The 13,938-nt window shown below is 58.4% G+C and carries 2 protein-coding genes; both read left to right on the forward strand.

The genetic code is table 11. From position 1 onward, the window contains the following. Nucleotides 1-10: 10 nt before the first annotated feature. Nucleotides 11-11,749, forward strand: a complete 11,739-nt coding sequence (locus ACFO1S_RS10045; protein WP_204603746.1) for an Ig-like domain-containing protein — start codon at nt 11-13, stop codon at nt 11,747-11,749. 35 nt (nt 11,750-11,784) lie between these two features. Continuing rightward, nucleotides 11,785-13,878 carry an S-layer homology domain-containing protein gene (locus tag ACFO1S_RS10050; protein WP_204603745.1) on the forward strand — a complete coding sequence of 698 codons (2,094 nt, stop codon included), beginning with the start codon at nt 11,785-11,787 and terminating at the stop codon, nt 13,876-13,878. Nucleotides 13,879-13,938: the final 60 nt, after the last annotated feature.

A 13,938-nucleotide genomic window follows, 5' to 3' on the forward strand; every position in this document is an offset into this window, starting at 1 on the left:
GATTGCACGTATGATGAATTACAGGAAAAGTCGCGCATTCAGACGAACGTTTTTGCTTTGGATGGCGCTGCTGCTTATGCTGCCGGCGTGGGCGCCGGGAAAGGCCGCTGCCGGGGCCAATGCATGGACGTTAGTGGGAGGGGGGGCGCCCTTTTCTTCCGCAAAAAGTTCTCATAATCCATACGAGATGAATCCATTCGACATGGCCGTTGATAACGGAGTTGCATACACGGCGGCGTTTATTCCGAACGGCAATAATACGGCAAACATGTCGATTAAGAAGAGCAACGGGAGTAGCTGGGAGGACTTATACATAAGCCAACTTCCCGTGTCTGTTCCCTATGCCGGAAAAATTCTATTGAAGGTAAGGAACGGTTATTTATTTGCTGCTTACACGGCTAATTACGTCAACCAGACAGATTGGTATTTAAGCAGGGGACTTACGGTGGTAAAATGCGCGCTGAATGGCACTAGCTGCAACAAGTACACCGTCCCTGTCGACCAGAATAGAGACCTACTCGTCTATGATATGGCCATTCGCGATGACGGCTCGCTGATGATCGTGTACAGTGGCCCCGATATATCCGACCCTGACAAGGAAGTGTTGCTGACTTCGAAAGTTTTGAACGCGAGCGGCCAGTGGGAGAATGGGCCATTCGATTTCGGCTATAGACCGGTTGCTAAAGAAATCCAGGTCGCCTTCGGTGGTGGCCAGACTTATGTGCTCACGAGCGACTTTCGTGACAAATTGGAAATTCGTACGAGCGGCGGCGCAGGTTCCGCAGCCAAGCTCCCGGATATTCCCATCAGTTGGGGTTCGGCTTTTGCTGCAAGTCTCGACATTTACAATGAGATCCCTTATGTGGCCTATTACACTAAAGATCCTTACAGCGATAGAAAAGTCCTCATATTGACGCACTACGACAAATATTCTAATCAATGGATCAAGTTATCGGAGACCTACGCGCCCGTTAGCTTCTCCCCTTCGTTTTTCATCCGTCCGTTCAGGCTTGCCGTAGACGACTCGGGGGCTTATGTGATCGGTGCGGATACGACTTTCGGCGCGGTGGAAGTTTATTACAACGATTTGCAAAATGGCGGGATTGACTACAAGGATCAATGGAATAGGACTGGATTTTACATTAACAGTAACGATGGCTATCAATTCAGTCTTCAGTTCGACGCCAGCAGCGGTGTCTTGTACGGGGGGTACTGGGATTCTTTTGACAAAAAAGGATACGTGAAGTCGATCGGATTTGACAGCTATCCGCCGGTACCGATTGGCAGCGGGTTTACGCCGATCAACGGGGCAACGAACGTGTCGGTTGATTCGGAAGTGTCCGTGACGTTCAACAAAGCGGTTCGCGCCGGCGCCGGCAACATCAAGCTATGGCGCGTTGGCGATGCCGAGCCGCTTACGACGATCGCAGCGAGCGATTCGAATCAAGTGTCCGTGGATGGCAGCAAGTTCGTCATCCAGCCGACCGGAGGTTTGAAGTTCGGCACCCAATATGAGGTGACGATAGATTCGGGCGTCATTACCAATGCAGACGGAACGCCTTATGCGGGCGTTTCTGCAGGATCGTGGCGGTTCACGACCGAAACGGATGATGTCGCGCCGACGCTGATGACGTTGTCGCCTCTGGACAATGCGACTGACGTAGACATCGCCGTGAAGCCGACGCTTACGTTCAACGAGCGGATTGTTGGGAAGGACAAGCTGATTCATCTCTACAACGGAGATGGAACCGAGGTCGAATCGTTCCGTGCTGACGATGCGAGCCACGTCAGCATCGAAGTCAACAAAGCGACGATTACGCCATCCAATACGTTGCTTAACGATAAGGATTATTACATCCTTGTCGAGGCGGGAGCGTTTACGGATCGGGCGGGCAACCCTTATGCGGGGCTAACTGCGGCGACAGATTGGAACTTCAAAACAATCAAGGATTTGATCCCGCCGACGATCGTGTCGTTGAGTCCCGCCGATAAGGCGGTGGACGTGGCGCGCGACACGAAGCTGACACTCAAGTTCAGCGAACCCGTGCTGCCGGTCGCAGGCAAGAAGCTGAAGGTGTGGTACGACTACGCGGATAAAGAAACATTCGATCTTACCGATTCAGGCGTCGAAGTGAACGGCGACACCGTGACGGTGACGCTGTCGAAGCGGCTGCCTTACAACGCGGATGTTCGCGTTAACGTCGACGCGGGCGCCTTGGTCGATCGGGCCGGCAATCCGTCCGCGCTCATCCAATATTTGAATTGGACATTCAAAACCGTCAAGGACGAGGAGAATCCGTATATCGTTCGCTACGCTCCGGCGAGCGGATCGACGAACGTATCGGTCAATCCGAAGCTGCGCATCGATTTCAATGAAGAGATCATGAAGACGGACAGCAAGAAGTATTTCTTCATCTACAAGAAGTCGGACGATGATTACATTCGAATTGACCGGGACAATACGGGGCTGGTCACATTCGGAACCAATCAGGACGGCAACAGCTATATCGAATTCAAGCCTGACAAGCAGCTGCAATTCGATACCGAGTACTATGTCAATATCGACTACGCGCTGGTACGAGACTCGGCCAGCCAATTCAGTCCAGGATACGGCAACAACTACTTGGGCATACCCGCGTACGTCAAATACGGGGAAACGCCGCCGCCGGACAAGACGACTTGGACGTTCAAGACGGAGAAAGACAACGTGCCTCCGAAGGTCGTGGATCTGATGCCTGCAAATGGCGCGACTAACGTGTGGATCGAACAAGATCTGCTGATGTCCTTCGATGAGGAAGTTCGAGTCGGCAGCGGCAATGTATATGTGTATGAAAAAAGTACAGACAAGTTGATCGAGACGATTCCGGCGACCGGCCAGAGCATCACATTGGCGGATGACGACGGCGGCTATGGCTGGATGGTCAAAGTTACAAGGAAAACGCAGTTCGATTACTCGAAGGAATATTATGTGAAGGTGGATGCCGGCCTCGCTCTGGATCGAGAAGGCAACGCCTTTGCCGGCATCCTGGACAAGTCTTGGGCGTTCAAGACGGCACCGGATACGACGCCGCCGGTGCACGTAAAGCTGATGCCGGCTAACGGATCCATAAACGTTGCGGTGGACAGCGATCTTGCGATCACGTTCGATGAGAACGTAACAGCGGTTGCCGGTAAAACGATTAAGCTATACAAGAGTGGCAATGGCACGCCGATTGCGACCATTCCGGTTGGGGAAACGACGGTATCGGGCAACACGGTGACGGTCCGTCTGAAGGACAAGCTGCCTTCAGGTCTTGCTTATGGTACGGATTACTACGTTAATGTAGAGTCTGGGGCATTCAAGGATTTGGCAGGCAACTCGTACGGCGGAATTAGCGGCAATTCGGCGTGGAAGTTCACGACGGAATTTCAGCTCAGCGATGTCGAGTCGACGGTTGAAGCTTCGCCAACGCAGGTGACCGCGGACGGTACGACAACTTCTACGATTACGGTGACGCTGAAGGATGTTGGGAAACGCGCCATCGAAGGGCGATCGGTGACGTTGTCGGCGAGCGGCGGCAGCTCGGTCATCGCGCCGGCTGTAGCGGTAACGGATGCTTCGGGCAAAGCGATTTTCAAAGTGAAGAACAGCGTGGTTGAGAAGGTCGTTTACAGCGCCAAAGCGGGAACGACGCTAATTAAGATGACGGCTGCCGTGAATTTCGTCGCAGGGCCGATCAACGGCGCGTTTACGACAGTTAAGGCTGCTCCTGCCAGCGTCCTGGCGGACGGGAAGGCGACATCGGTTGTTGCGGTGACGTTGAAGGACGCTTACGGACACGGCATTTCGGGACAGACGGTCACTTTGACGGCCGGTTCGGGCAGCTCCGTCATCGATGCGGTGCAGCCGGTAACGGACTTATATGGCAAAGCGGTATTCCTGGTTAAAGACCAGATCGTCGAGCAAGTCGTTTATACGGCGCGAACAGGCGCTCTGACTTTGCCTCAGCAGGCGACGGTTAACTTCGAAGCTTCGCTCCCTGGCGGCGATGGACCGAAGACGAGCGTCTTGCGATCCGAGGTGACCGCTTCGCCGACGGTTGTGCGGGCGAACGGAACCGACATCTCCACGATTACGGTGACGTTGCGCGATGTCGACGGTGCGGCTGTGCCGGGCAAGAAGGTAAGCTTGTCGGCAAACGGCGGCAGCAGCGATATTGCTGCTGTGCGCGATTTCAGCGATGACGAAGGTCGCGCGATATTCACCGTCAAGAACGCCAAGGCGGAGCAAGTAAACTATACGGCTAAGGTCGTCACTGACAACGTGACGGTAGCCGATAATGCATCCGTTACGTTCGAATCGCCGCGTTCGACCGATCCGGCTGCTCCAACGGTCAGCGTGTTGAAGTCGTCCATTAAGGCATTGCCCGGCATCGTGACGGCCGACGGCAAATCGTTCGCGGTAATGACAGTGACGCTGCGCGACGAGGACGGCAAGCCAATCGCGGGCAAGAAGGTCGCGCTGGCGCAAGGCGGCGGAAGCTCCGTCGTAACGGCGCTGCGCGATACGACCGATGCGGATGGCGAAGCGGTATTCAAAGCGACGAATACGAAGGCGGAACCCATAACGTACTCCGCGAGTCTGGCGGCGGGAGGCGTAACGCTGGCTCAGCAGGCGAAGGTGGTCTTCGAGGCCGAGAACAGCGATAGCCCCGGCGGAACGATTGTCAGCGTGCTGCGTTCGAGCGTAACGTCCGCACCGCCGGTTGTGACGGCGAACGGAATATCGTCGGCGGAAATTGTGGTGACGCTGCGCGATGAGAATGGTATTCCGGTGTCCGGCAAGCGGATTGCTCTGGCGCAAGACGGCAGCTCGCGCATTGCGTTCGGCAGCGACGTCAGCGACAGTTCGGGCGTCGTGCGGTTTACTGCAACGAGCGAGACGGCGGAGCAGGTTGCGTATACGGCGCTTCTGACGGAGGCAGGCGCGACATTGTCGCAGCAAGCGACAGTCACCTTCGAGAGCGCGACGGTCAAGACAGGCGGCAGCAAGACGAGCGTGCTGGATTCGACGGTAGTCGCTTCGCCGGAGGTCGTGACGGCGAACGGCATCGAGGTGTCGACGATTACGGTGACCTTGAAGGATAGCGATGGAATGCCCGTATCCGGCAAAACGGTCAGCCTGACGGCGAACGTCGGCAGCTCGGTCATCGAAGCCGAGGGGGGCGTTGTTATCACGGACGCTTCCGGCCAAGTCAAGTTCAAAGTTACAAATGAGCGAGCCGAACAAATCATCTACACGGCTAAAGATGAAACGGATGGCGTGACGCCGGCGCAGCGGGCGACGGTTACGTTCGAGACGGCGGCGGGGGGCGGCGTTCCGGTAGTCAGTGTGCTCGAATCGACGGTGCTTGCTTCTCCGGATACGGTGACAGCGGACGGAGTGGCGTTCTCGACGGTAACGGTAACGCTAAGAGACCGGGACAAGCTGGCAATTGCGGGCAAACCCGTCACGCTTACGGCCAATGACGGCACCTCGGTGATCGAAGCGGTTGGCGGCGGCATGAGCAATGCTTCCGGAATAGCGACATTCAAGGTGACGAATACGCATGCGGAGCAAGTGGTATACACGGCGGCAGTCGATGCCGACGGCGTAACGCTGGCGCAGCGTGCGACAGTGACATTCGAAACTTCCGGAAGCGGCAGCGGCGGACCGATCGTCAGCGTGCTGGATTCCACGGTCATCGCTTCTCCCGAGCAAGTGAAGGCGGACGGTATCGAGGCTTCCGTCATTACGGTTTCTCTGAAGGACACCGAGGGAGCGGCAATTGGCGGCAAACGGGTGACGCTGGCGGCGGACGGAGGAAGCTCGGACATCGTGCCGCTCGGCACCGGCTTGAGCGATGCGAACGGTCAAGTGAAGTTCCGGGTGACAGACGTTTACGGCGAACAAGTGACCTACACCGCGATGCTGCCGGCAGACAATGCGACATTGGCGCAGCGAGCGACTGTGACGTTCGAGACGGCGGATACAGGCGGCGCTTCTTCCGATGTCAGCGTTACCCGTTCGACGGTTGTCGCTTCGCCGTTGACGGTATCGGCGAACGGCAAATCGTTCTCCATTGTTACGGTCACGCTAAACAACGCTGACGGCAACCCGATCGACGGCAAAACGGTCGCGTTATCGGCGAACGGGGGCAGCTCCGTCATTGAGCCGGTCGGCACGGGCATGACCGATCTTGCGGGCCAGGCGACGTTCAAAGTAACGGATGCCGTAGCGGAAAAGGTAACGTATACGGCCAAGGTGCCGAGCGATAACGTCACGCTGGCGCAGCGCGCGTCGGTCGTGTTCGAAGCGGGCCTGCCAGGCGCGGAAGCGCCTCGCGCGAGCGTGCTCCAATCGACGGTTACGGCAACGCCGGACCATGTGACAGCGGACGGGACCGATTTCTCGACGGTAACGGTTGTAATCAAGGACGCGGATGGCAATCCGTTATCCGGCAAGACGGTCGGCCTTACGGCCGACTCGCCTCGCGTCTTGCTGACGACGCTCTCCGGTGTTACGAATGAGCAGGGCGAAGCGACGTTTAAGGCGAGAAACTATTATGCGGAGCAAGTATCGTTTACCGCGAAAGTGGCGGCCGATCAAGTTACGGTCGCACAGCGCGCGGCAGTTTCGTTCGAATATGCGAGCAATGGAACGCCGGGCGATCCGGTCGTTAGCGTGACGAGATCGACGGTAGCCGCGAACCCGGAATTCGTGACGGCGGACGGAACGACGAAGTCGACGGTTACAGTGACGCTGCTCGATGCGAGCGGCGCGCCGATTGCCGGCAAAACGGTCAAGCTGACCGCCGGTAATGGCAGCTCTGCAATCGTTGCGCTTGGCGGCGGCAAGAGCGGAGCCGACGGCAAGGCCGTATTTGAGGTTACAGATTTGAAGGCCGAGCAAGTGACTTATTCCGCTCAAGTGGTCGGCGACGGCGTGATGCTGGCGCAGCGTGCGACGGTCACGTTCGAATCGCCGGCGAGCGGCGGACCCGGAGGGCCGGGCACCCCTGGAATCAGCGTGCGGAGCTCTCTAGTCGAAGCGAACCCGGTTATCGTAGCGGCGAACGGATCGTCGTTCTCGACGATTACGGTGAAGCTGAAGGATGTCAACGGTGCGGCGGTAGCCGGCAAAACGGTCAAGCTGACGGCCGACGGCGGCAGTTCGGTCGTTTCGGCGGTGAACGCGGTCACGAACGGGCAAGGTCAGGCCGTATTTACGGTCAAAAATAAAGCAGCCGAGCAAATAGCGTATACGGCGAGCATCGAAGCGGAAGGCGTGACGCTGGCACAGCGTGCGACGGTAACGTTCGAGTCGTCTTCGGGCGGCGGAGCGGCTGCGGATGCGGTCGTCAGCGTACTAGATTCCACGGTGCAGGCTTCCCCTGAACAGGTGACGGCCGACGGTACGGATGCTTCAACGATTACCGTTACTCTGCTCAACGCCAGCGGCCAGCCGGTTGCTGGCAAGACCGTGACGTTGACGGCTAATGCAGGCAGCAGCTCGGTCATTGCTCCGGCAGGCGGAGTCGTTAGCGGTGCGGATGGCAAGGCGATCTTCACGGTAACCGATAGCAAAGCCGAGCAAGCGACCTACACGGCGCATGTGGCCGAGGACAACGTCACGCTGGCGCAGCGTGCCGCGGTGACGTTCGAAGCGGATGCTTCGGCCGGGGCAGGAACGCCTGTCGTCAGTATTGTGAGATCGACGGTTACGGCGGCGCCTGACGTCGTCGCTGCGAATGGACAGGCGCAAGCGACGATTGCCGTCGCGCTTAAGGATGCCAGCGGCAATCCGGTCGCGGGCCGATCGGTGACGCTGGAGGCGAACGCAGGCAGCAGCTCGGCGATCGCCCCTGTCGGCGCTGTGATCAGCGGGCCGGATGGCGTGGCGCTGTTCACTGTGACGGATGTCAAGGCGGAGCAGGTGACCTATGCGGCGAAGGTTGACGGCGCGACTATCGTACAGCGTGCGAAGGTTACTTTCGAGACAGCAACGACGTTCCCTAAGACGAGCGTGACGCAATCGATTGTCACTGCGTCTCCGGCTATAGTAGCAGCGGACGGAACAGCTTTCTCGACCGTTACCGTAGTTCTAAAAAATGCAAGCGGGCAGCCGGTTGCCGGCAAGACGGTCAGCGTAACGGCAAGCAGCGCCAGCTCGGTCGTCACGGCCGTGAATGCGGTGAGTGACGCGAATGGAATTGCCGTGTTCCAGGCAACCGATACGAAAGCGGAGTCAGTCGTGTATACAGCAGCGGTTGCCGAGGATGGAGCAACGCTGTCGCAGCGCGCGACGGTGACGTTCGAATCGACAGGCACAGGCAATACGACCGCTGCGGACGTCAGCGTGCTTCGCTCGACGGTGCTGGCCATGCCGAACGTGGTCGAAGCCGATGGCGTCCAGGCCGCAACGGTGAAAGTACAGTTGCTTAATGCGAATGGCCTGCCGATCCATGGGCTAAACGTAAGTTTGACAGCCAGCGGCGGCTCATCGGTCATTGATGCCGTGTACGGGGCAGCAGGCATCGCAGTCAGCGACGCTAACGGCGAGGCGTTCTTCCTGGTGAAGGATGCTCAAGCCGAGCGCGTAACCTATACGGCAAATGTCGACTTGAATGTGACGCTTGCGCAGACGGCCGAGGTTATCTTCGAAACGCCTGCGAGCGGCGGATCGGGAGGAGCGGGAACGCCGGGAATCAGCGTGCTGCAATCGATGGTGATCGCGACGCCAACGCAAGTAACGGCGGACGGCGTGCAATCGTCTCAGATTACGGTAACGCTCAATGATACGGAAGGCCATGCGGTTGCCGGCAAAGCGGTCAACCTGCTGGCAGCCAGCGGCAGCTCGACGATTGTCGGTCTTCAGACGATAACCGACGCCCAAGGCAATGCGGTATTTTCTGTCACGAATTCGACAGCGGAGCAAGTGACGTACACGGCTGTCGCGGTATCGGACAATGTCACGCTGGCCCAAACGGCAACGGTGACGTTCGAAACTGCTAATGGCAGCGGTGCGGGCGGCTCTAACGTCAGCGTACTGAAGTCGGGCGTAACGGCAGCGCCGCAGACGGTAGCGGCCAACGGCGTTTCGGCGTCGACAGTTACCGTTGTGCTTAAGGATGCGAATGGCCTGCCTGTTGCGGATCAAACCGTAACCCTGACTGCCGACGGAGGCAGCTCGACGATTACGCCGATCCATGGGGTAACGAACGCGCAAGGCATAGCCGTATTCCAAGTAACGAGTTTGCAGGCTGGACAAGTGACTTATCGCGCCGAAACGGCCGACACGGTAATCGCGCAGACGGCGACGGTGACCTTCCAGACGGTGCCGACGACCGGTTCTCCGACGACTAGCGTCGCGCGCTCCACGGTGACGGCGAGCCCGGATCGGGTCAACGCCGATGGCAGGACGACCGCGACGGTCACGGTCACGCTTCTCAATGCGGTCGGCCAACCGGTCGCCGGCAAGAAAGTGAAGCTGACAGCCGCTAACGGCCACTCCGCCATCGCTTCGGCGGACGAAGTCGTCAGCGATGAGCAAGGACAGGCGGTGTTCAAGGTCACGAACGTGTATGCAGAGCAAGTGACTTACAGCGCCCAAGATACAACGGACAAGATCAACATCGCGCAAACGGCGACCGTTACGTTCCTGGCTAACGCAGGTACGGGAAGCGCCAAATCCAGCGTTACCCGCTCTACTGTAACCGTGTCTCCGAATCGGGTAACGGCGGACGGCGAACAGTACGCGACGGTCACGGTCACCCTTCTTAACGCCAATGGCCAACCGGTCGTCGGCAAGACGGTGGCATTGGCCGCTGGCGGCGGCCGCTCGACGATCGCGCAGGTGGGCGCGAATGTGAGCGACGCGCAAGGAAAGGTCGTTTTCCGCGTCAGCGACGCGTATGCGGAGCAAGTGACCTACAGCGCCAAAGATACGACGGATAACGTCAGGATCGCGCAGACGGCAACGGTTGCGTTCCTTGCCAATACCGTAACGGGCGAGCAGAAAACGAGCGTGGCGCGTTCAACGGTGGCCGCTTCGCCGGCCGAAATCATTGGCAACGGAATCGAAACTTCAACGATTACGGTGACGTTGCGCAACGCCAACGGCCAACCGGTCGCCGGCAAGAAAGTGAAGCTGATCGCAAGCGGCGGCAGCTCGATCATCGCGCCTGCGGGCGAAGTGATCAGCGACGCGCAAGGGCAGGCGATTTTTACGGTCAGCAACCTTGTTGCCGAACAAGTCGTCTACAGCGCCAAAGATACGACGGACAACGTTAATATCGCGCAGACGGCAACGGTTAAGTTTAAGCAGAAGGAGCCGAGCCGCAAGCTGAATCCCGAAGACATCGAGCCGGAAGCCGACAAGAAGCAGGTTACGGTGAAGGACGTGCCTCCCGGAGGCAAGGTTACGATCTATGACGACAACGGCGAGGTTATCGGCGAAGGAGAAAATCCGGGCCCGGGTACCGGCCCGATCGTGATTCGCATCATCGAGCCGCATGTGATCAAGGAAGGCGAAGTGATTCACGCCACCTTGACGGAGGAGGGCAAGGGAGAAGGCGAGCCGACCGAGAAGACGGTACGGAAGGACAAGGAGACAAGCTTGCCTGTTCCTCCGCCGAAGGTGCTGGCCGATCCGGACAACAACGAAGTGAAGATTGTTGACGTATTGTCGGGCGCGACGATCAAGATTTATGACAAAGACGGCACCGTCATCGGCACCGGAACGAATCCCGGACCGGGCTCCGGCACAGTCGTCATCCGAATAAACGCACCGCATGTAATCAAGGAAGGCGACGTGATCCAACTGACGGCAACGGAGCCGGGACTCAAGGAAAGCGTCAAGACGAGCAAAACCGTCACGAGGGACGACCTTGTCAGCAAAAAGCTGAAAGAGGAGCAGATTGAGCCGGAGTCCGACAAGAAGACGGTCACGGTGAAGGATGTTCCGCCGGGCGGCAAAATCAAGATTTACGATAAGGACGGTACGGTTATCGGGGAAGGCACGAATCCTGGCCCAGGCGCCGGACCGGTTGTCATCTCCGTACCGGGTCTGAAGGAAGGCGACGTCATTCGCGCTACGCTGACCGAGCCGGAGAAGCGCGAGAGCGAGAAGACGGAGAAAACGGCAACGAAGGACAAGGATACGAGCGCACCGCCGAAAGGGGCGTTCGTGCGTCAGGCGAGCGAAGAAGTCGAGGTTCCGAGCGTTCCGCCGGGAACGACAGTTAACGTCTACGACGACGAAGGCAACCTGATCGGCACGGCCTCCAATCCGGGCAGCACGCCTGCGAAGGTTGTTGTGCCGCTGAAGCCGAAGAAGCCGCTGCTGCCGGGAGACATCGTTCGGGTAACGCAGACGGAGCCCGGCAAGAAGGAAAGCGGCAAAGTGCCGGCAACCGTGCCAAGCCGCAAGCTGTACGACGTAGAGGCCGAAGTCCAGGACAAGACGGTCAAGGTGAAGGTTAAGCCGAAGCCGGGCGTCAATTCGACCGTCGAGTCCGCATACTTGATCATTCAAGGGATGCGCGGAGATACGCCGGTATACGTCAAGAGCTACAAAATCGATCTGAAAAACATGCCGGCGGAGTTCCCGTTTGAGCTTGAGCAAGCCATTGCGGGAGACAAACTGCACATCGTCGTTGCAAGCAAACCGGCCAACGCCCGCAGCGACGTCGGCTACAGCTTGTCGGACGAAGCGACGGCAGACGTATGACCAACAGAGAAACGCGCAAGCGGGAGGGTATGCCCTTGAACTCATTTTCCAGAATCAGAACATTTATTACGCTTCTCGTCATGGCCGCGCTGCTGTTCGCCTTGGTCGGCCCCGTACAGGCCGCTCAGGCCGGTACGGCGGTGGAGGCTGTCGCCGACAAGTATCAGGGCGACCGCGTCGTTCTTGCGGGAACGTCCGCTGCACCGGACGTCATCGTCAAGGTGTTCGGACCGACCGATGCCGTCTATTACGCTCGTTCCGTTCCGGTTGCGGGCGGTCGATATACGACAGAGTTCACGCTGGCCGCAGATGCTGAGCTGGGCCGGTATACGGTCATTGCCGGGTACGGCAGCGACGTCGCCCGAACGACGTTTCTGGTTCTGAAGCGGGGAGCTTCCGACGAGGAGCACGAGGTTGAGGATGCTCTAAACAGCCTGGTCATCGGATTCAGCAACGGGGACACATGGGAAAGCGTCACATCCAGTCTGTTCCTGCTGTCCGTCGGCAAGCATGATACGCAAGTGTCATGGGTTTCCAGCCAGCCGGACGTTATCGTCATCGGGGCCCCGCAGGGAACGCAAATTACAGGCCAAGTCGAACGCCAGGACGATGAGCGGAGCGTTATCGTTACCGCTACCGTGTCCAAGGGCGGCAAGAAGGCTTCGCGCCCGTTCTTGCTCATCGTCAAGAGCAAGACGGCAAACAAAGTGTCGGTAACGGACAACGTTCGTACGGTGAACGTCGTCGGGGAAACGGGCGGCTATACGAAGCCGCTCGGCATTACCCGCATTGTCATGTCGGACGGCACGAAAATCGACAAGACCATCGTCGACGTCTCCTCTGCGGATATGATCGTAGACAGGGGACAGGAAACCGGCGAGAAGTTTTCCCGGCTGCTCATGGATCATCTACCGGGCGACGTGCCGGACGAACTGGCGGTGGAGGTTCAGGCGGGCAGCGTCTCGACGCTGGCCAACTACGGGATGACGTTCCAGTTGGAAAGCGAGACGGCGGTGCTCACCATCGCGAACGACGTGCTGAAGGAAATGCGCAAGCAGGCGATCGATTTGTACTTCCGTATCGTGCCGGTGCGCAGCGCTCCCCAGCGGGAAGCGCTCGCCGCCCGGATCGTCGGGGAGCCTGTCGTGCGGCAGGCGCAGGGCGGCGCGCAGGCGGAGGTCGTCGGTACCCCGCAGAAGATCGAAACGAATTATACCAGCTATCGAACGAAGCTGCTTATACCGTTTAATGGCAGTGTTCCTCCCGGCGCTTCGGCGTCCTACTTGAATGCGCTTCGCATATTCATCGAGCACCACGATGGAGAGAAGGAGCTCGTCTCCGGGACGATTGTGAACCGGAACGGAGCGCCTTACGGCATCGAGATCGAGCTCAGCAAGTTCAGTACGTTTGCGCTTGTTCGATTGGGCTCTTCCGGCGGCAATGGCGGCAGCAACAACGGCGGCAATAGCGACGGCGGCAATAGCGACAATGGCAATGGAAACGGCGGCCCCGGCAGCCAAGAAGGCACCCAGGATCGGCACACGGCATATGTGAAGGGCTATCTGGACGGAACGTTTAAGCCAGAGAATAAAATCACGCGAGCGGAAATGGCCTCTTTGCTCGTCCGGGTGCACGAAGCGGGACAAAACAGCGCAATCGCGTTTCCGGACGTGCCCGGCAAGTACTGGGCATACGAGAACGTGATGGACGTACAGCGCATGGGTTTGATGAAGGGCTATCCGAACGGAACGTTCAAGCCCGAAAACAAAATTACCCGAGCCGAAATGGCGGTAATCGTCAAGCAGTGGCTGAAGCTGAATGACGCAGCGACAACGAATGCCAAAGATACAAAAGGCCATTGGGCGGAGCAGACGATTGCCCGTGTGATGAAAAGCGGTGTCATGACCGGTTATCCGGACGGCAGCTTCAAGCCGGATCAGCCGCTGACGCGGGCGGAGGCGGTCACGATTCTCAACCGGCTGCTGAAGCGCGGTCCGTTGCACGGGGTGACTGAGCCGAGCTGGCCGGACGTTCCGAAGAAGCATTGGGCATTCGGAGAGATCGAAGAAGCCTCCAAAAACCACGTCTTCAAGCCTCGTGCCGAAGGCGGAGAAACGAAAGCCGAATAATTAACGCCAACGTCTTCCGATGCGACGGATTGTCCCGAGCCGGAAGGCGTTTTTTATGCC

This window comes from Cohnella boryungensis, from assembly GCF_042651945.1.
GTDB lineage: Bacteria > Bacillota > Bacilli > Paenibacillales > Paenibacillaceae > Cohnella > Cohnella boryungensis.

What these genes read in the sequence shown, in the direction of transcription:
- ACFO1S_RS10045 (WP_204603746.1), top strand. Translation starts at nt 11, where the DNA reads ATGATGAATTACAGGAAAAGTCGCGCATTCAGACGAACGTTTTTGCTT.